This is a genomic window from Stenotrophomonas sp. SKA14 (genome assembly GCF_000158575.1).
In the GTDB taxonomy this organism is placed as follows: domain Bacteria; phylum Pseudomonadota; class Gammaproteobacteria; order Xanthomonadales; family Xanthomonadaceae; genus Stenotrophomonas; species Stenotrophomonas forensis.
This window is the reverse complement of the sequence record NZ_DS999412.1, coordinates 3,265,723-3,284,098: the sequence shown is the minus strand read 5'-3', so window position 1 is coordinate 3,284,098 and position 18,376 is coordinate 3,265,723. Positions and strand designations below refer to the sequence as shown.

The 18,376-nt window shown below is 62.2% G+C and carries 15 protein-coding genes; 9 read left to right on the top strand and 6 right to left on the bottom strand.

The window, feature by feature from the left end:
* Positions 1–6: 6 nt before the first annotated feature.
* From SSKA14_RS14735 to SSKA14_RS24180, 6 genes are read left to right on the top strand one after another with little or no spacing between them, the layout of a single operon-like run.
* Complete coding sequence (locus SSKA14_RS14735) at positions 7–2,796, top strand: helicase-related protein (protein WP_008267771.1); 2,790 nt, start codon at positions 7–9, stop codon at positions 2,794–2,796.
* Positions 2,797–2,820: 24 nt separating this feature from the next.
* On the top strand, positions 2,821–7,275 hold the full coding sequence (locus tag SSKA14_RS14730; RefSeq protein WP_008266286.1) for an N-6 DNA methylase: 4,455 nt from the start codon (positions 2,821–2,823) through the stop codon (positions 7,273–7,275).
* Between the two features lies 1 nt (position 7,276).
* Positions 7,277–9,208 carry a chromosome segregation protein SMC gene (locus SSKA14_RS14725; RefSeq protein ID WP_198283612.1) on the top strand — a complete coding sequence of 644 codons (1,932 nt, stop codon included), beginning with the start codon at positions 7,277–7,279 and terminating at the stop codon, positions 9,206–9,208.
* Positions 9,209–9,257: 49 nt separating this feature from the next.
* On the top strand, positions 9,258–10,025 hold the full coding sequence (locus SSKA14_RS14720; protein ID WP_008268386.1) for an HNH endonuclease: 768 nt from the start codon (positions 9,258–9,260) through the stop codon (positions 10,023–10,025).
* A 52-nt stretch (positions 10,026–10,077) separates the two neighbouring features.
* Positions 10,078–11,448 carry a DUF262 domain-containing protein gene (locus tag SSKA14_RS14715; RefSeq protein ID WP_232281403.1) on the top strand — a complete coding sequence of 457 codons (1,371 nt, stop codon included), beginning with the start codon at positions 10,078–10,080 and terminating at the stop codon, positions 11,446–11,448.
* A gap of 6 nt (positions 11,449–11,454) precedes the next feature.
* A complete protein-coding gene (locus tag SSKA14_RS24180) occupies positions 11,455–11,727 on the top strand; it encodes a hypothetical protein (protein ID WP_008266317.1) in 273 nt (90 codons plus the stop codon).
* Between the two features lie 279 nt (positions 11,728–12,006).
* On the opposite strand, the gene SSKA14_RS14710 is transcribed toward SSKA14_RS24180, so the two are convergent.
* Both SSKA14_RS14710 and SSKA14_RS14705 read right to left on the bottom strand, forming a co-directional pair.
* Positions 12,007–12,363, bottom strand: coding sequence for a hypothetical protein (locus tag SSKA14_RS14710; RefSeq protein ID WP_008266254.1), 357 nt, complete (start codon positions 12,361–12,363; stop codon positions 12,007–12,009).
* A gap of 554 nt (positions 12,364–12,917) precedes the next feature.
* On the bottom strand, positions 12,918–13,841 hold the full coding sequence (locus SSKA14_RS14705) for a LysR family transcriptional regulator (protein ID WP_008266787.1): 924 nt from the start codon (positions 13,839–13,841) through the stop codon (positions 12,918–12,920).
* 96 nt (positions 13,842–13,937) lie between these two features.
* Here SSKA14_RS14705 and SSKA14_RS14700 point away from each other — a divergent pair, with 96 nt between their 5' ends.
* Together SSKA14_RS14700 and SSKA14_RS14695 are read left to right on the top strand one after the other, a co-directional pair.
* Positions 13,938–14,777: a type 1 glutamine amidotransferase domain-containing protein gene (locus SSKA14_RS14700; RefSeq protein WP_040007915.1), complete on the top strand. Its 840-nt coding sequence runs from the start codon at positions 13,938–13,940 to the stop codon at positions 14,775–14,777.
* Positions 14,778–14,946: 169 nt separating this feature from the next.
* Entirely contained in the window at positions 14,947–15,729 is a 783-nt protein-coding gene (locus SSKA14_RS14695) for a 3-hydroxybutyrate dehydrogenase (RefSeq protein ID WP_008265996.1), read from the top strand.
* Here the strand turns inward: SSKA14_RS14695 and SSKA14_RS14690 are convergent.
* On the bottom strand, positions 15,726–16,490 hold the full coding sequence (locus tag SSKA14_RS14690) for a membrane protein (RefSeq protein WP_008265058.1): 765 nt from the start codon (positions 16,488–16,490) through the stop codon (positions 15,726–15,728). The two genes, SSKA14_RS14695 and SSKA14_RS14690, sit on opposite strands and share 4 nt — an antisense overlap.
* 151 nt (positions 16,491–16,641) lie before the next feature.
* Between SSKA14_RS14690 and SSKA14_RS14685 the strand changes: the two genes are divergently transcribed.
* Positions 16,642–17,061 carry a hypothetical protein gene (locus SSKA14_RS14685; protein ID WP_008267666.1) on the top strand — a complete coding sequence of 140 codons (420 nt, stop codon included), beginning with the start codon at positions 16,642–16,644 and terminating at the stop codon, positions 17,059–17,061.
* A gap of 34 nt (positions 17,062–17,095) precedes the next feature.
* On the opposite strand, the gene SSKA14_RS14680 is transcribed toward SSKA14_RS14685, so the two are convergent.
* From SSKA14_RS14680 to SSKA14_RS14670, 3 genes are read right to left on the bottom strand one after another with little or no spacing between them, the layout of a single operon-like run.
* Entirely contained in the window at positions 17,096–17,554 is a 459-nt protein-coding gene (locus tag SSKA14_RS14680; RefSeq protein WP_040007913.1) for an SRPBCC family protein, read from the bottom strand.
* 2 nt (positions 17,555–17,556) lie between these two features.
* Positions 17,557–17,871, bottom strand: a complete 315-nt coding sequence (locus tag SSKA14_RS14675) for a metalloregulator ArsR/SmtB family transcription factor (protein ID WP_008268743.1) — start codon at positions 17,869–17,871, stop codon at positions 17,557–17,559.
* Between the two features lie 11 nt (positions 17,872–17,882).
* Positions 17,883–18,338: an SRPBCC domain-containing protein gene (locus tag SSKA14_RS14670; RefSeq protein ID WP_008267964.1), complete on the bottom strand. Its 456-nt coding sequence runs from the start codon at positions 18,336–18,338 to the stop codon at positions 17,883–17,885.
* Between the last annotated feature and the right edge of the window lie 38 nt (positions 18,339–18,376).

Sequence of the window (18,376 nt, the reverse complement as noted above, 5' to 3'; positions counted from 1 at the left end):
AGGCGCATGACGATCCTCGAACACGACTTTCTACCCGGCAACCTTGTGCGAGCCCGAGGCCGCGAATGGGTGGTGCAGAGCGACTCCCGCCGCGACTGGCTGCGCCTGCGCCCATTGAGCGGCGCCGATGACGAAAGCATCGCCCTGATCCCCGAGTTGGAACTGCATCCCGTCGAACCTGCCACGTTCGACTGGCCCGATCCTGCACGCGCCGGCAACCATGCCGCCGCGCTGTTGCTACGCGATGCCTTGCGCCTGACCCTGCGCGCAGGCGCCGGCCCGTTCCGCTCCTTTGGCAATATCGCGGTGGAGCCTCGCGGCTACCAACTTGTGCCGTTGCTGATGGCACTGCGACTGTCCACTGTGCGCCTGCTGATCGCTGATGACGTTGGCATCGGCAAGACCATCGAAGCCGGCCTGATCGCACGCGAGCTCATGGACCGTGGCGAAATCACCCGCGTGGCCATTCTCTGCCCGCCACACCTTGTCGAGCAGTGGCAAAGTGAGTTGGAAACCCGCTTCAACCTTCAGGCCGTGGCGTTGACTTCGTCTTCGGCCTCCCGCATCGAACGTGATCTACCGCATGGAGTGCGCCTGTTCGACCATCATCCCGTGGTGGTCGTCAGCCTGGACTACATCAAGAGCGAACGCCACCGCGAACAGTTTCTCGCTACCGCCCCCGAATGCATCATCGTTGACGAGGCCCACACCTGCGCCAGCAGCGGCGCAGGCAAGCAATTGCGCTTCGAGTTGCTGCAACGCCTTGCCCGTGACGCGCAGCGACACCTGATTCTGCTGACCGCCACCCCTCACTCTGGTGACGAAACCGCCTTCTACAACTTGCTGTCGCTGCTCGATCCGCGCTTTGCGGCCTTGCAAGGCCGAATGACGGCCTCCGACCCGCTGCGTCAGGAATTGGCCCGCCACTTCGTCCAGCGCCGTCGCAAGGACATCGTTGAATGGCAGACCGAAGCCCATGACGGACAAGGTTTTCCTCGCCGCATGAAAACCGAGCTTACCTACCAGCTCAGCGGCGAATGGGGCGCGTTCTTCGACGCCGTGCAGGACTACTGCCGCGAACTGGCTGAAACCGTTGAGCAGCAAGAACAGCAAGGCGGCGGGCGCCTCATTTGGTACGCCACCCTGGCATTGTTGCGGTGCGTGGCATCGTCGCCCGCGGCCGCCGTTAAGGCGCTGACTACGCGGCTAGAAGGTACTGTGCTGGATGAGGCGCTTCTCGGCGATGAGCGCCTGCACGATGGTAAGGCCGATGACCTCTCCGGTAGTGATCTGGAGCCGCCTGCCCAGGTACAAGATGCTGCGCCGCGCCTGCAAGCCCTGATTGCCGACGCGCAACGTCTTTCCGGCAAGGCCGGTGATCCAAAGCTGGCTGCGCTCCTCCGGCATGTTGACCTTCTTGTGAAGGATGGCTACTACCCGGTGGTGTTCTGCCGCTACATCGGCACCGCTCATTACGTGGCCGAACACCTCAAGGCTACTTTTCCGAGGGCCACGGTCGATGCCGTCACTGGTGAACTCACCCCCGAAGAGCGTCGAGAGCGTGTGGATGGGCTGGAGGATGCCGAGCAGCGCATTCTGGTCGCAACCGACTGCCTCTCCGAGGGCATCAACCTGCAACATTTGTTCACCGCTGTCGTCCACTACGATCTGGCCTGGAACCCCACTCGCCACGAACAGCGCGAAGGCCGCGTCGATCGTTTCGGTCAGCAGGCCGATGAAGTGCGCTGCACCATGCTCTACGGGCAAGACAACCCGGTGGATGGCTTCGTGCTCAACGTCATCCTCAAGAAGGGCGAGGCCATTCAGAAGGAGCTCGGTGTGCTCGTTCCCATGCCCGAGGATGAAGCTCGCATCAATGCCGCCTTGGTCAAGGCGGCATTGATGCAGCGCAGCGAAAGTCGCACCGCATCGCCGCAGGTCGCATTCGACTTCGGTGAGCCGGAGCAATTGCTCGCTCCTCTGCAAGCCCAATGGCGCGACGCGCTGGAGAAAGCCAAGGCCAATCGCACTGTGTTCGCCCAGCGCCGCATCAAGCCAGACGAGGTGCTGCCCGAATGGTACAAACAGCAGCAGGCCTTGGGTACCCAGGATGACGTTCAGCGTTTCCTGCAAAGCGCTTGCGTGCGTTTGGGATCACCTTTGGAAGTCAGTCGCAAGCAGACTGCACGCTTCTCGCCGCAGCACCTCCCCGATGCCCTGCGCCAACGCTTAGCCGACGAGGGCATCGACAAACCCCAGCTCATCGACTTCAGTGAACTGCATCGCAGTCATCCGCTGGTTGGCCTGCTGGCTCAGCACCTGCTGGAAGACGCACTTGGAGGCGAACGTCCAATGGCCGGCCGTTGTGCTGCCACTCTTACCAATGACGTGGAGGTCGTCACCACCCTCTATCTTCTGCGCCTGCGCCACCAGCTCAGCTACGTACGCCGTCGCGAACCCTTCCAGATGATGGCGGAAGAAACCGTTGCTCTGGCTGTGCAAGGCCGCAACGCTCCCCAATGGCTGGCCGACGATGGCGTGAGTCGCCTGCTCGAATGCACGCCTAGCGGTAACCTGCAGCCGGAGGCGGCACAGCGCGAAATCCGAACCGCGCTCGACTTCCTCGCCGCGCATCCGCAGCAACTGCGAGCGGTGGCCCAAGAGCGGGCTAATGCCCTGCTGGCCGACCACCAGCGCGTGCGCGAAGCCACCCGTGACGTTGGGCAGTACAGCGTCAGCCCCTGTCTGCCGGTCGATGTGATGGGCGTGTACGTGCTGCTGCCTGACTCGCTATAAGCTTGGGCCTGGAGAAGAATAATCATGAAACGCATCCGCAAGGCCCAGGCCGCGTTGAACCTGCCCACCCTTAAGCTCGAAGGGGGGTTATTCCTGCCTGATCAACTGGAAAAGGCCGCTCATGGCCGCGCTAACGCACAGCTAGAGGCCGACTACGGAACCCCCAAGGGCGTCAAGCTCAAGGATGAATACAGCCGCGCTTTCCAGATTGCCTGCGCTCAATGGCAGCACTTCGCCGCGCAGATTGGGCGCGCCGACATCGATGCTGCGCAGCTCACTACGTCCTTCATCCACGAACTGCTGCGCGATGCGTTTGGCTACGCGACCTTGCAAGCCACGGCAGCACAGCAAGTGGGTGAACTGCGTTACCCGGTCAGCCTGATGGCTGGCAGCCTGCCCGTGCTGGTGGCCCCGCACACCTTGGGGCTGGACGAGGCCGACGCGTGCTTTGCCGTGCAGGGAGGCGGCAACCGCAAGAAGGCCCCATTCCAGGCCATGCAGGAATTGCTCAACGCCAGCGAACCGCTGCAATGGGGCATCGTCAGCAATGGCAAACAACTGCGCCTGCTGCGCGACGCGGCTAGCCTCACCCGCCCCAGTTTTCTCGAAGTCGATCTGGCTGACCTGCTCGGCGGCCAGCGCTACGCCGAATTCGCCAATGTCTGGCGCTTGCTGCACGCGAGCCGCGCAGCCCGCCTCGGCCAGAGCGTTACGGCGTGCATCTGGGAGCAATGGCGCAGCGAAGGTCAACAGGAGGGCACTCGCGTGCGCGACGGCCTGCGCAATGGCGTCGAGCGGGCCCTGCTGACCTTCGGTGCAGGCTTCCTGCAACATCCCGCCAACCACGCCCTGCGTGCCGCCCTGAACGACGGCACGCTTAGCAAGGATGAATATTTCCAACAACTGCTGCGCCTGATCTACCGGCTCATTTTCGTATTCACCGTGGAAGAGCGTGGCGTGCTGCATCCGCAGGGAGACAGCGCCGAAGAACAAGCCGCCCGCCGCGCCTATGCCGAAGGCTACGCCCTGGCTCACCTGCGCGAACTCTGCCTCAAGCGTCGCGCCCGCACCCGCCATGACGACCAGTGGCAGGCCATTCGAATCGTGATCCGTGGTCTGGCGCGGGGCGAGCCTCGCCTGGCGCTGCCCGCGCTGGGCGGGCTGTTTGCCCCCGAACAATGCCCCGATCTGGATACCGCCAGCCTGGACAACACCCACCTGCTCACGGCCTTGCAACACCTGCGCTGGGCGGTGGTGGCCCAGGGAAAAGGCAGCAGCCTGACCCCGGTGGACTACCGCAACATGGGGCCGGAAGAGCTGGGCAGCGTCTATGAAAGCCTGCTGGAACTGGTGCCCACCATCGATCTGCCAGCCCGCACCTTTGGCTTTGTCGGCCGCACTGAGGAAGGAAGCACCGCTGGCAACGCCCGCAAGCTCACCGGCAGCTACTACACCCCCGACAGCCTGGTGCAGGAGCTGATCAAGAGCGCACTGGAGCCAGTCATCGAACAGCGCCTGGCCGCCAACCCGGGAAACCCCACCGCAGCGCTGCTGGCCATCCGCGTCATCGACCCCGCCTGCGGCAGCGGCCACTTCCTGCTCGCCGCAGCCCGCCGTCTAGCGGAAAAACTGGCCCAGTTGCGCAGCCTCGAAGGCGGGCAGGAAGGCGCCATCCAGCCGCAGGACTACCGCCATGCCCTGCGCGAGGTCGTGACCCACTGCATCTACGGCGTGGACCGCAACCCCATGGCCATCGAACTGGCGCGTATGGCCCTGTGGCTGGAGGGCTACGAGGAAGGACGCCCGCTCGGCTTTCTCGACCACCACCTACAAGTCGGCGACGCCCTGCTCGGCCTGACCGACCTGCACGTGCTGGAACAAGGCATCGCCAAAGATGCCTTCAAGCCCCTCAGCGGCGACGACAGGGGCGTGTGCAAGGCACTGGCCAAAACCAATGCCGCAGCGCTCAAAAACCTGGAGAAAAAGCGCACCGCGCAAGCTTTTGGCCAGACCGAATTGGTGCAGCGACACGACAACGGCCTCGCCGCATTGCGCGCGCTGGAGGCCCTGCCCGAAGACAGCACAGAACAGATCGCCGCCAAGGCGCAAGCCTACGAACACTACCTGCACAGCGCCCGCACCGGCAGGCTGGCCCAGGCCGCCGACCTGCTGATGGGGGCCTACCTGCTGCCCAAAATCGAAAGCAACGCCCAGACTATCCCTACCACGGCCACGCTCTACCTGACCCTGCTGGGCTGCGAATTGCCTCCCGACCAGCAGCCCACGCTGGCGGCCGCGCGGCAAGCCTGCGAAGAAGCTCGCGTGTTCCACTGGCCACTGGCCTTTCCTCAGGTGTTTGCACAAGGCGGTTTCGATTGCGTGCTGGGCAATCCGCCGTGGGAAGTGTCGCAATTGAGTGAAGAAGAATTTTTTGCCACCCGAGCGTCTCACGTCGCGGAGCTAGCTGGCGACAAACGCAAACAGGCCATCGCCACTCTGCCAATGAGCGATCCGCCCCTCTGGGCAGAATTTCTAAAAGAAAGCCAACAGATTGCGGCTGCTAATAACTTCTATCGTGAGTCTGGACGCTATCCCCTGACGGCTGTGGGTAAGCTCAATACCTATCCGCTGTTTGCCGAAACCATTCTACAAATTCACGCCACCAGCGGACGAGCAGGCTTTATCGTGCCCACTGGTATTGCCACTGACGACAGTACCAAGGCTTATTTTGACCATTTAACAAGCGCGCGACGATTGGTAAAGCTAATTAGCTTTTATGAGGTGCGTGCGTGGTTCAAGGCGACAGATGACAGAAAGTCGTTCTGCTTGCTGACTTTAGGGAATGCCGCCGCCGCAGAATTTCTTTTTGATGCAAAGACGATTGAGGATCTTCGCGAGTCAGCAAAGTGGTTCACGCTAACACCCGACGAATTCTCCCTCATCAACCCCAACACACTCACCTGCCCAGTGTTCCGCAGCGAGCGCGATGCTGAACTGACCAAGAAGCTCTATCGCTCTACGCCGGTGCTGATTGAGGAGGGTAAGCCTAACGGCAATCCATGGGGAATTACTTTCTCGCAGGGTCTGTTCAACATGACCAGTGCGAGCCACTTGTTCACGTACGAGCCAGCCTCAGATTGCCTCCCCCTGTACGAGGCCAAGCTCATCCATCAGTTCGACCACCGCTGGGCCACCTATGACAAAGACGGCAGCAGCCGCGATGTAACACTTGCCGAAAAGACTTGCTCTGATTTCACTGTCACCCCGCGCTACTGGGTCAATCGTACCGAGGTAGAAGAGCGCCTGTGCAAACGCGACCGCGATGGCAGCGTGACTTGGCAATGGGAGCAAGATTGGCTGATGGGATGGCGAGATATCGCATTACGCTCTGTAGAACGAACAGTAATTGCATCGGTGATGCCGAGGGTAGGAGTCAATCACAAAACTCCACTCTGGTTCGCCAAATCATCACCATCTGTTGAGCATTCGGCGGCACTACTGGGTAACTTTAATTCACTGGCCTTGGATTATGTCGCTCGCCAAAAAATTGGTGGGACATCGCTCACCTACTTTTACTTGAAGCAGTTTCCTTTCCTGCCTCCTGAGCGCTATACCAAAGCCGATCTCGTCTTTATCGTTCCGCGAGTACTGGAACTCACCTACACCGCCCACGATCTAGCCGGCTGGGCGCAGGACTTGGGCTACGACGGCCCACCCTTCGCCTTCGACCCCGACCGTCGCGCCATTCTGCGCGCCGAACTCGACGCCTACTACGCCAAACTCTATGGCCTCACCGAGGAAGAACTGCGCTACATACTCGACCCCGCCGACGTGCTGGGCGAAGACTACCCCAGCGAAACCTTCCGCGTGCTCAAGAACAAGGAACTGCGGGAATTCGGCGAATACCGCACCCAGAAGCTGGTGCTGGGCGCCTTTAAGCGAGATGTCCAAGCAGAGCACGCATTGGTTCGTCAGACCGCGGATCGAGCGTCCTTGACTGATGGAATCTGGGCACGGCCGCAACAGGATGAAGCTGCGGAGACGGGGCTTGTCCTGGCCGCCTTGCTGAAGGCTGCGGATGCTCCATGGCCGGTGCGCCATGTACGCCTCGCCGCTGTCTTGGCGCTGGAGCCCAGGCTGATGACGCCTTTGCTAGACGCGCAGGATGCTCTGGATTGGCAACGCCTGATAGGCGAAGAAGTCACACCGCTGTCCGGGGCGGTGTTGAGTTTCATACCGCGTGCAAATCAGGCTTGGGGCAGGGCTGTGCGCTTCCTGCGAAGCAGTGGCTACCTGGTTGAAGATCTGGCGGCAGGAACTTGGGCAAAAGATGCCGAACTGGATATGCCTGCTGCAGAATGGGCCGAAGGGCGCGCCCAGATGATTCTTGCTTTCCTGCATGCACAAGGGCAGAGCTTTGATCGTGTCATTCGCGAGTTGCCTGATGAGATAGGGGGATGGATTGAAACCGCAGCCTGACATGTTCCAGCAACCGCTATGCCTCACTCCGCCGGCACAGATGCATGAGCCACGTTTATGGGTGAGGCGGCTGGTGATATGGGAGAAACCTGGAGAGCCGCCCTTGCAAGATGTTCCATTACGTCCAGGCCTGAACATCGTCTGGACGCCGGACGACAATGGCATCGGTCATGGCGGAGGCAAGACCTTGTTCTGCAGGTTGCTGCGCTATTGCCTGGGCGAGGACAAGTTTGCTCCCGAGGATCAGCGCGACGGAATCGGTTCGGCGTTTCCCAACGGATGGGTTGGCATGGAAGTCGTGCTGGATGGCGCCTGTTGGGCCGTCCTTCGACCCTTGGGCATCCGGCGGCGGCATTTTGCGGTACTGGATGGCAATCTCAATGAACTTGTTCTCAGCGAAATGCCGGCCACTGGCCTGTCCCCGTTGCTCAACGTCATCGAAGAGAATCTGTTGACACCAGGCGTCAGAGATCTGATCGCTGACAAGAAACAAGAGCATCAGGCCTGGCAGATTGCCTTGGCGCTGTTGAGCAGGGACCAGGAATGCAGATTCGACCATGTTCTTGAATGGCGATCCTCACTATCCGACTCGGAGTCGCCGGCGCGGGGGCTGAACCGAACCGAGAGACTGGAGACACTGCGAGCCCTATTGAATGCTATCGACCCATCCGAGCAGACGCTTCGTATAGACATCGCTGCCATGAGCGAGTCGAGCCGTAGCCGGGAGCAGGAAATTGGCCATCGCGCCTGGGAAATTCGAAAGCTTAGAAAGCAGCTTCTGGAAGTGCTTGGCGTTACGGACGATGAGCTTTCGCAAGGCACTCTGGGTGTCGAAATCCTGCGTCGGGCGGCGCAGAAGCGCTTGGCAGCAGAAACCAAGTCCGACGGTGCGAGCGCAACCTCGGACCTTGATTCCGTCCGGCAGGCGCACGAAAGCGCCCAATCGGAAGTGGCAAGAGTCCAGGCCAATATAGGAAGACAAGAGGCTGTGATACCAGTCATCGAGCGGGCGATATCCGCGATCAAGGGCGAATATCCAACACTGGCCTACTCGCTCAAGGAAGCAGAAAACTATCCTTGTCCCATCTGCGAGGTGCCCATTGACCGCGTGCTGGCGAGTCAATGCGGGTTGTCACACAAGGTTCCAGATCTGGAGGCTTGCAAGGCTAGGTTGGAGAACGGCAGAAAAGCGCTCAAGGATGAACAGGAGCGTCTGAAGTCAGCCAAGTCGCTACTGAAGCAGTTGCGACCTGAGCTGGCGTTGGCGAAACAGGATGCAACGCGCAGGGGAGAGCATTACCAGAACCTGCTGAAGCTTCGCGAACAGCGCGATGGGGCGTGGTATGCCGCACGCAAGGCCGTGGACGATGTCGAGCGCCTGGCCTCGCTGTTCGAACAGCAGCAAACTACCGAAGCCCGCCTGGATAGGCATCAAAACGAGATAGAGCAAGTGCGGGAGCGGATCGCGGCGCTGCAAAACCAGAACGCGACTGTTTTCTCGAAGCTTGCCCAGAAGTTCGACCCGATCATCCGACGCTTGGTCGGACCTGAAGCCAGTGGCGAAATCCGACTGACCGGAAACGGGCTGAGCCTGGTTGTCCAGATGGGTGGTGATCGTTCGACATCTGCGATCGATTCGCTGAAAGTCGTGGCTTTCGATCTCGCGATCCTGTGCATGAGTATCGATGGTGAGACGAGGCTTCCGGCTTTCCTGATCCATGACAGCCCACGTGAAGCCGACCTTGGGCTCGCTTTGTACCACGGTCTATTTCATCTTGTGCATGAACTGGAAGGATTTGGACCGGCCCCCTTGTTTCAGTACATCGTGACAACTACTACCCCGCCTCCGAATGAGTATGCACAAGCACCTTGGCTTGCTCTGCAGCTTCGCGGTTCGCCAGCTGCTGATCGTCTCTTAAAAAGAGATTTGTAAAAGGTGAGACAGTAATGAGTTTCCGAAGACTGGGTCGAGAGTTGGTTGAATGAACCCGCTGCAACGCGCCCTCATCGAAAAAGCCGGCCACGACAACGGCTTCGAGCACGTGTTTTCGTCGGCTGGCGATGCGGTGATACTGGCTTCGGCCCGCCATCGCAGCCAGACGGTAGTGACGGCATCGGCCGATGGCTTCAGCTTGCGTCTTCAACCGGCTACACCCGTGCTGCTGCCGGAACTGCTGCGCAGCTTCCAAGCTTGGGCCGGAGCCGATGATGTGTTTTGTGTGCCGACTCTGCCTGATTTGGCGGCTCTCCTGCGCCGCACGGCCAGCCTGTCGCAGGCCTTGCCGAATCAGGCAGTGCGCGATTACCACGCGATCGTGGCCCAAGCAGTCGAAACGATGCCTGCCGAAGCCCGAGGCACAGAAGTCGAACGCCTGGTGCGTCAGCGCGTGGGGCAGGCGCGTTATCGCGATGCCTTGCTGACCTACTGGGGTGGTTCCTGCGCAGTGACCGGCGTCGCTGTGACTGAAGCGCTGCGTGCCAGCCATGCCAAACCCTGGGCTGAATGTGCCGACGATGCCGAGCGGCTGGATGCCTTCAACGGCTTTCTGTTGGTGGCCAATCTCGATGCGCTGTTCGATCGCTTTCTGATCAGCTTCGACGATACCGGGCATCTGCTGAGCAGCCCCCGCCTGTCCCAAAGCGATCTGCCTGTGCTTGGCATTCATTCGGGAATGACGTTGCGCTGGCTGGCCACGGAGCACCGGCACTATTTAAAGTGGCACCGCGAGCGCTTCCTGCTCGGTGCATGATCGAAGGAAAAACATAGCCAAGGCCGAAGCAATCGTTGAAGAACTGGTATCAATGATCGAGCGGGGCGAACTGCGCTTGCCAGAGATGCAGCGCCAGTATGTGTGGCGCTCCACGCGAGTGCGCGATCTTCTGGATTGGCTGTGTCGCGGCTACCCATCGGGCGCAATCCTGCTTTGGGAAACGGATGAAGCTGTGCCGCTGCAGGATATCGCGGCCAGCCAGAGCACGAATTCTTACCAGAGCACGCGGCTTCTGCTGGATGGTCAGCAGCGTCTGACATCGCTCTCTGCCGTCATTCGCGGCGAGCCAGTATCGGTGCGCGGTCGCCGCCGGCCTATCGACTTGCTGTTCAACTTGGAACATTCCGACCAGTTGGCGGTGGTGACCGAAGTGGAAGAGAACGGCGACGACGAGGATGATGGTGGCGACGATAGCGAACTGATTGGCGATGAGACGGACTCGACTAAGGACGAACTGCTCAAGCGCTTCAACACGATGACGTTCGTGGTGGCCACGAGGAAGCTGGAGCAGTTGCCGCATTGGGTGAAAGTGTCAGAAGTGTTCAAGACCGACAACGATGCGCCTTTCCTCAAACGTGCTGGCATTAGTGGTTTTGACGATCCGCGGTACGAGAAGTACAGCCAGCGCCTGGCCCGGCTACGTGGCATCCGTAAGTACGTTTATCGGATGGATGTGCTGGAACGCAGGCTTTCCTATGATGAGGTCACGGAAATCTTCGTCCGGGTCAATTCACTGGGAGCCAAGCTGCGCAGTTCCGACCTGGCTCTGGCGCAGATCACCGCCAAGTGGCGGCACTCGCTACAGACGTTCCAGGATTTCCAGAAGGCATGCGCCAAGACGGGCTTTGACCTTGATCTCGGTTTGCACTTGAAGAATTTGATGGCGTTTGCCACCGGTCAATCAAGTTTTCAGATCGTGGGTAGCCTGAATGTGGAGAAGCTGCAGAAGGCATGGAAAGAAGCCTGCAGTGGCATGGAATTCGCGCTCAACTTCCTGCGCAGCAATCTTGGCATCGATAACCCGGCACTGTTGTCGTCGCCTTTCCTGCTGGTGGTGCTGGCGCATTTAGGGCATAGCCGCAACTATGCGCTGAGCAACGATGAGGCCCGCCAACTGCGCTACTGGGCGCTGATGGCCAATGCCAAAGGCCGCTTCTCCCGAGGCTCCAGCGAAACCATTCTGGATCAGGATTTGGCAAATATTCGTCAGGGCGGAGCGGTGAGCGAGCTGATCGACCGGCTGCGCCTGCAGTTCGGCCGCCTGGACATTACTGCGGAGGAGCTGGAAGGCCGCAACCAGCGCAGCGCACTGTTCAAGACCATGTTCCTGGCTTTCCGCGCTGCCGGTGCGAAAGATTGTCGCAGCCATCTGACCATTGCTCTGGATCATTCGGGCGCCTAGCATCGCTTGCAGTTCCATCACATCTTTCCCAAAGCCGTACTGAAGACCAGCTTCACTGCCCGCGAGGTGGATGACATCGCCAATCTGGTCTTCATCGGCGGCAAGACGAATCGCGCGATCAGCGACAAGGCCCCGGCGGTTTACCTGCCCCCGCTGGTGGACCAGCTTGGCGAGCCAGCGCTCGCAGCACAGTGCGTCCCGGTTGAGGCATCGCTGCTGGAAGTGGAAAGTACAAGGCTTTCTTGCTTGAGCGACGCAAGAGGATTGCAACGGCGCTGAATACGTGAATACGTTTGTTGGGCCTGCAGAGTGAGCGGGGGGACGGCTGTGTGTATGGCAAGTGTCTCATACCGCCTGACCTAGGGATGCTCTGATCAATTCCGTAGGTAGCACCGGCCGCTGACCGGCGGCCTGGTAAACAGTGGCGGCACACGTTGAGGATCCATGCATGCAACTCGCATTCGGCGACGGCGACGGTCGCTTCTTGGAAGTCCGCTTCCGACGAAAAGCGGACGTTGATCCAACGAATAGCGTTGACCTTGCCAAATGTGAGCGCACTCACTCCGGCCTAACCTCCCGGCAAGCCCACTCAACCAACCCCCGGCAAGCCAGAAACAGTCCATCCACAACCCCCTCATCCAGATGCCGCTCCGGCTCCGCTGCCACCCGGCAGCGGTCTGCTGCGTGCAGCACCTCCAGCACTGTCAGCGCCCCCACCATCGCGCGTTCGCTCTTCGCCAGGCTCACGCGGCGGCCGGGTGACACATCGTTCTCCGGCCAGGGCAGCCCGTCGGCTCCTTCACCTGCACGAATGCGGGTGAGGATGCCAAGCAGGGAGTTCAGGTCGGGCAGGGGCGTGTCGTCGTTGATGGGCTCAACAACGGTGTACGAGGAAAAGGTGTCGGACTTTTTCATGGCGTCGGCTTCCGTGGCTGTACTTAACAGTGCCACCGTGAAAAGGTGGCGGACGATGCGTGGCTGCAAACCGGGATGAAGTAGCGTCATATGGCCGGTGGATCCGAAGACCCCCACGCACCGCCCGCCATACAGGCCGACGGATTGCCCGCCGGCACCGCTTGGGGACGGTGCCGACGGGCAAGCGCAAACTACAGACGCATACATCAAACGCGGGTTTGCAGACCCGGCCACCCGTTGTCGGTGGCGCGCCATGGTGTTTACGCGGTCGCTCCGAATACCAATTGAAATTCGCGAAGAGATCGCAGAATTCGAGAGCGGGAATCTATTGTGGCACGCACTATTCGTGCCGTAGGCCTCACGATCCGACGCATTCGCGCAGACGCGCTGCTGATCGCGAACAAGAGCGTCGCAATCGCCCGTGCCTTCAGGGGATAGCGAGACAGCCGCCTTTACAACAATTCGTATTCCGAACCGGGCCGCAGCACCGCGCGATCAGTCAGACAGGCCGAAAAGCGGTCCAAAGCCGACACCGCGGGAAGGCAGCAGAAACCTCAACCCACGCCGTCCTCAACCACCGTCGCGTTCCCCACCAGCAACTCAATCATCGCCCGCGCCGCCGCCGACTGCCGCCGATGCGGCGCATAGATCACCGAGAACGGGCGCGATCTCCCCCGCAGCTGCGGCAGCACCTCCACCAGCTCCCCACGCTGCAACCGCTCGCGCACGATGAACGCATAGCTCTGGCAGATGCCGATGCCCTGTTCGGCCAGCGACACCACGCCCAGCACATCGTCGGATGTCTCGATGGACGAACGTGGCAGCCAGTCCACGTCGCGCCCGTCGTCGCGGAAGATCCACGGCGCCAGCCGTCCGGTGCGCGGCATCACGAAGGGCAGGCACAGGTGCTGCTGCAAGTCGTCCAGCGTCTGCGGCGCACCCCGGCGCTGCAGGTACTCCGGCGAAGCCACCAGCATCAAAGGCGCATCTTCCAACTTTCGCCCCACCAGCCCACTGTCCGGCAGCTGGCCCAGGCGGATGGCCAGGTCGAAGCCTTCGGCCACCAGGTCCACGTTGCGGTTGGTGATGTTCAGTTCCACCTGCACCTGCGGGTACTGCTGCGCAAAGCGCGCCAGCACGGGCGGCAGCCGGTAGTGGCCATAGGTGGTGGGCACGCTCAGGCGCACGCGGCCGGCCAGCGCACCGTCCTGGGCGAGTACGTCGCGCTCGGCGTCGTCCAGCAGGCCGAAGGCGGTGCGCACCTGTTCCAGATACAGCCGCCCGGCGTCGGTCAGGCCCACGCGGCGGGTGGTTCGTTGCAGCAGCTGCCGGCCCAGCCGCGCTTCCAGGCGGGTGACCGCGCGGCTCAGCACTGAGGGCGTGGTGGACAGCGCCACCGCGCCGGCCGTGAACGAGCCGTGCTCGACCACCGCCAGGAACACCTCCACATCGCCCAGGTAGTCGAACTTGCGGCTCATTTGGCTCTCCGGGGAACAGATGTTTTGCGACGGGGCCAATTTATCGCCGCTGGAGCGATGAATAAAGTGGCCGCCATTCCCCGATTGGAGCTCCCCATGAACCTGATGACCCGGCTGGCCGCAGCGCTGGCCCTGACCCTGGCCGCGACCGGCGCGCAGGCCGCCAACGTGCTGGTGGTGCTGTCCGACGAAAACCACCTGGACCTGAAGGACGGCAAGGTGCTGTCCACCGGCTTCTATCTCAACGAGCTGATGCAGCCGGTCAAGCTGCTGCTGGACGCGGGCCACGCGGTGACCTTCGCCACGCCGCAGGGGCGGGCGCCGACGGTGGATGCGTCCTCGGTGACGCCGGCGTACTTCGGCAACGATGCCGCGCAGCTGACGCTGCACAAGGACCTGCTGGAGAAGCTGGCGCTGACCTCGCCGACGGCCTCGCCGGTGGTCAGCCTGGCGCGCGTCGAGCAGCAGGGCTACGCGCGGTTCGATGCGGTCTACATTCCCGGTGGCCACGCGCCAATGCAGGACCTGCTGAAGAGCCCGGCGCTGGGCCGGTTGCTGGCCGACTTCCACCAGCGCAACAAGACTACCGCGCTGGTCTGCCACGGGCCGATCGCGCTGCTGTCCACGCTGCCGGATGCGGGTGGCTTCGTGGCAAAGCTGGACGCGGGTGCGATGCCGGCCACGCCGAAGTGGATCTACAGCGGCTACCAGATGACGGTGATCAGCAACCAGGAAGAAGAGCAGGCCAAGCCGCTGCTGGGCGGCGGTGAGATGAAGTTCTACCCGCAGACTGCGTTGCAGCGGGCGGGTGCGCGGTTCAGCAGCAATGCCACGCCGTGGACCGGGCATGTGGTGGTGGATCGTGAGCTGATTACCGGGCAGAACCCGGCTTCGGCGCTGGAGGTGGGGCAGCGGTTGCTGGAGCGGTTGCAGTGATGGGGCGTTGAGGAAGAGCATCCACGCGTGGCGTGGAACTACTGCTGATAAGCCTGCCATCGGTAGGTGCCAACCTTGGTTGGCGCCGTGGCTTGGCACGGAGCGCATCCACGCAGGGCGTGGATCTACGGCGCTACACTGGCGGCCTGTGCCCGGTGGAAGCTCGCCCATGTTCAGTGGAAAAGTTGCGGTGGTCACCGGCTCCACCAGCGGTATCGGTCTTGGCATCGCCACGGCGCTGGCGCGGCAAGGCGCCGACATCGTGCTGAATGGCTTCGGCGATACGGCGGAGATCGAACGTATCCGTTCCCAGTTGGAAACCGAGTTCGGCGTGCGGGTGGCGCACGATGGTGCCGATCTTTCCCGTGGCGAGGCGGTGCGAGGAATGATCGAGCACGCCGTTGCGACGATGGGCCGCATCGACATCCTGGTGAACAACGCGGGCATTCAGCACACCGCGCCGATCGAGGAATTTCCCGCTGAAAAGTGGGATGTGATCTTGGCGCTGAATCTCTCGGCGGTGTTCCATGCAACGGCGGCGGCCCTGCCTCACATGAAGCAGCAGGGCGCCGGACGCATCATCAATATCGCCTCGGTGCATGGGTTGGTGGGCTCGGTGAACAAGTCGGCCTATGTGGCGGCCAAGCATGGCGTGGTGGGATTCACCAAGGTGACCGCGCTGGAGAATGCAGGCACCGGCATCACCGCCAATGCCATCTGCCCGGGGTGGGTGCGGACGGCGCTGGTCGAGCAGCAGATCACCGCGTTGGCGCAGAAGGAGGGCACGGATCAGGAAGCCGCCGCCCGTGCGCTGCTGGCCGAAAAGCAGCCCTCGTTGCAGTTCGTGACGCCCGAGCAACTGGGCGAGATGGTGGTGTTCCTGGCGTCGGACGCTGCGGCGCAGATCACCGGCACGGCGCTGCCGGTGGATGGGGGCTGGACGGCCCGCTAACTGGCGGGCTGCGCGCGCCGCTGCAGCATCGGCAGCGCCACCAGCGTGGCCAGGATGGTGAACAGCACCAGCGACGACCCCACCGTGCCGAAGCCCAGGCCACCTTTTTCCAGCGGCTTGGTGAGCAGGTCGCCGAAGGTGGCGCCGAACGGGCGGGTGAGTACGAAGGCGATCCAGAACAGGATGACCCGGTTGATGCCCTTGATGCGGGTGGCCAGCGCGGTGAGCGCGATGAGGCTGCCGATCAGCAGCGCGCCGCCGGTGAAGCCCAGCCCGGAATCGTCGGCAAGGAAGTCGCCCAGCGCGGTGCCGAGCGTGTTGGAGAACAGCACGGCGGTCCAGTAGAAGCCTTCGGCGCGACGCGATGCGATGTTGCTGACCGAGATGGACTTCTCCGATACCCGCCAGGCCAGTAGCACCAGCGCCAGGCAGCCGGCCAGCAGGCTGGCGCCGGTGGCGTAACCGAGGCCAAGCGTGCGGTCGAGCAGGTCGGACATGGTGGTACCGGCGGTGCTGGTGGCGAGCACCACCGACCAGAACAGCACCGGGTGGAAGCGCCGCGCCGACAGCTGCACGGCCAGCAGGCCGGCGAAGATGGTGAGCAGGATGGCCGAGCTGGCCACGTAGCCCAGGTTGAGTGTCATCGACAGCAGGTCGCCCGCGGTCTCGCCGAGGGTGGTGGCGGCGATCTTCATCACCCAGAAGCCAAGGGTGACCGCCGCCACTTTGCTGTGCAGGGAATCTGCGTCTGAAGCACTCATCGAACGTCGCCTGGGGAGCCTGCGGGTGATGCTGTGGCGGGCGGCGTCGGAGTGCGGTCGGAACCGGGTTTGGTGAGGGTGAGCGTGGGGGAAGCGTTCAGCAGGGGAACGCGCTACGCTGCCGCCAGCACTTGGGACGGGGAGACAGGGAATGGCCGGTTCGATTCCATCGTTTGCTTTGGCAGTGGGTCTGCTGGTGTTGTCCGCGTCGGCAGGCAGTGCCAACGCGCAGCCGCGGGACGCCACGTATTCCAGCGTCTGCAGGCAGGCCGACTCGGGCGATCTGCTGGGCCTGGAGGTGTCGTTTGTCAGTGAGGCCGATGGCGGCTACGCATTGGTCCAGCGTTACGAGGGCGCGGCCATCGCGCCGGTGCTGATGCAGGTCAAGCAACGCGGGCGTGATCTTGTGCTGGTAAGCGGCGCTACGGATTCCATTGCGCTGCGCCAGGACGGGAAGACCCTGCGGTTGACCTACCTTGATGGCCAGCTGAGCGCTGCGGGCAGCTCTTCGGAAACCCTGATCCCATCGTTGGCGGTGTGGCAGGGAAAGAGCGTCGCCGCTTGCCGTTAGCGCGGCGACGCTCCTTCAGCCTGGGCTGGGATGTTCAACTCGGCTTGGCAAACACATCCAATCCCTTGCCCGTCTCCAGCCACGACTTCAGGCTCGACAGCACGATCGGCCAGCCCTGGCGGATGCCGGTATCCATGCCGCTGCCCGGTTCCAGCTCGTCGTGGGTGACGGTCAGCCGCACCATGTCCTGGTAGGGCACGATGTCGAAGGTGACGCGGCTGTAGGCATCGGGGTTGTCGGCCTGCGAGGCGGCGGCCCAGGTGATCACCAGCCGCGAGGGTGGGGTGCTTTCCACCACTTCGCCGACCAGCTCGACCGAGCGCGTTTCGTTGGCACGCACATGCTGCCAGCGCGAGCCGGGCTTCCAGTCCGAGACGTTTTCGTGGCCCCAGTAGCGGCTGGCGATCTCGGGGCGGGTGATGGCCTCGAACACCTTCTGCGGGGTGGAGGCGATGTAGATCACGTGGATGAAGCGGGTGGACGCTGCGGACATCGTCATTCTCCTTCCAGTTCTCGTTTCAGGTCATGCAGCAGGTTCAGGCGCTGCTGCTCGAATTTGCGGACCCAGCGCTCGTACACCTCATGCAGCGGCACCGGGTTGATGAAGTGCAGCTTCTCGCGGCCTCGCCGCACGGTGCTGATGAGGTTGGCGTCTTCCAGCAGGCCCAGGTGCTGGGTGACCGATTGCCGGGCCATGTCCAGGTGTTCGCAGAGCTGGCCCAGGGTCTGGCCGTTGTCTTCGCAGAGCAGGTCCAGCAGCGTCCTGCGCGTGGGGTCGGCCAGTGCCTTGAATACCTTGTCTGCATTCATGCGGGGCGTCTTCAATTCCAGTTGTCGATCCTGAGGTCGTGCGGGTTGGGGTGGCCTTTGCCGGCTTCCAGCAGGGCCTTGAGGCTGAGCAGGAACACCGCCCACTTGGTGCTGCAGTGGGAGGTGAATTCGACGCGTTCCTTCCAGCCTTCGTGGGTGAACAGGACGATGCAGTAGTCGCCTTCCTGTTTCAGCGTGAAGCGTGCGTGGGTGCCGATCCATTCGGCGGGGCCGGCGAGGAATTCCCAAAGCACCAGCTGACCGGGAATGAGCTGTTCCAGCTTCATTTCCATGGCGCCGATTTCCTGGCCGTTGTTGGTGAAGCGCACCTTGACCGTGCCGCCGACGTCGCGGTCGCCGTGGGTGTCTTCGGCCCACCAGGCGGCGACACCTTCGGGGGTGGCCAGGGCTTGGTACACCTGGCTTGCGGGGGCCTTGATGCCGACCCTGTGTGCGATATCCACCATGGCAGGTTCCTCGCGATGGGCGGGTAGGTGCCGTCCTT

What these genes read in the sequence shown, in the direction of transcription:
- SSKA14_RS14735 (WP_008267771.1), top strand. Translation starts at nt 7, where the DNA reads ATGACGATCCTCGAACACGACTTTCTACCCGGCAACCTTGTGCGAGCC.
- SSKA14_RS14730 (WP_008266286.1), top strand. Translation starts at nt 2,821, where the DNA reads ATGAAACGCATCCGCAAGGCCCAGGCCGCGTTGAACCTGCCCACCCTT.
- SSKA14_RS14725 (WP_198283612.1), top strand. Translation starts at nt 7,277, where the DNA reads ATGTTCCAGCAACCGCTATGCCTCACTCCGCCGGCACAGATGCATGAG.
- SSKA14_RS14720 (WP_008268386.1), top strand. Translation starts at nt 9,258, where the DNA reads ATGAACCCGCTGCAACGCGCCCTCATCGAAAAAGCCGGCCACGACAAC.
- SSKA14_RS14715 (WP_232281403.1), top strand. Translation starts at nt 10,078, where the DNA reads ATGATCGAGCGGGGCGAACTGCGCTTGCCAGAGATGCAGCGCCAGTAT.
- SSKA14_RS14710 (WP_008266254.1), bottom strand. Translation starts at nt 12,363, where the DNA reads ATGAAAAAGTCCGACACCTTTTCCTCGTACACCGTTGTTGAGCCCATC.
- SSKA14_RS14705 (WP_008266787.1), bottom strand. Translation starts at nt 13,841, where the DNA reads ATGAGCCGCAAGTTCGACTACCTGGGCGATGTGGAGGTGTTCCTGGCG.
- SSKA14_RS14700 (WP_040007915.1), top strand. Translation starts at nt 13,938, where the DNA reads ATGAACCTGATGACCCGGCTGGCCGCAGCGCTGGCCCTGACCCTGGCC.
- SSKA14_RS14695 (WP_008265996.1), top strand. Translation starts at nt 14,947, where the DNA reads ATGTTCAGTGGAAAAGTTGCGGTGGTCACCGGCTCCACCAGCGGTATC.
- SSKA14_RS14690 (WP_008265058.1), bottom strand. Translation starts at nt 16,490, where the DNA reads ATGAGTGCTTCAGACGCAGATTCCCTGCACAGCAAAGTGGCGGCGGTC.
- SSKA14_RS14685 (WP_008267666.1), top strand. Translation starts at nt 16,642, where the DNA reads ATGGCCGGTTCGATTCCATCGTTTGCTTTGGCAGTGGGTCTGCTGGTG.
- SSKA14_RS14680 (WP_040007913.1), bottom strand. Translation starts at nt 17,554, where the DNA reads ATGTCCGCAGCGTCCACCCGCTTCATCCACGTGATCTACATCGCCTCC.
- SSKA14_RS14675 (WP_008268743.1), bottom strand. Translation starts at nt 17,871, where the DNA reads ATGAATGCAGACAAGGTATTCAAGGCACTGGCCGACCCCACGCGCAGG.
- SSKA14_RS14670 (WP_008267964.1), bottom strand. Translation starts at nt 18,338, where the DNA reads ATGGTGGATATCGCACACAGGGTCGGCATCAAGGCCCCCGCAAGCCAG.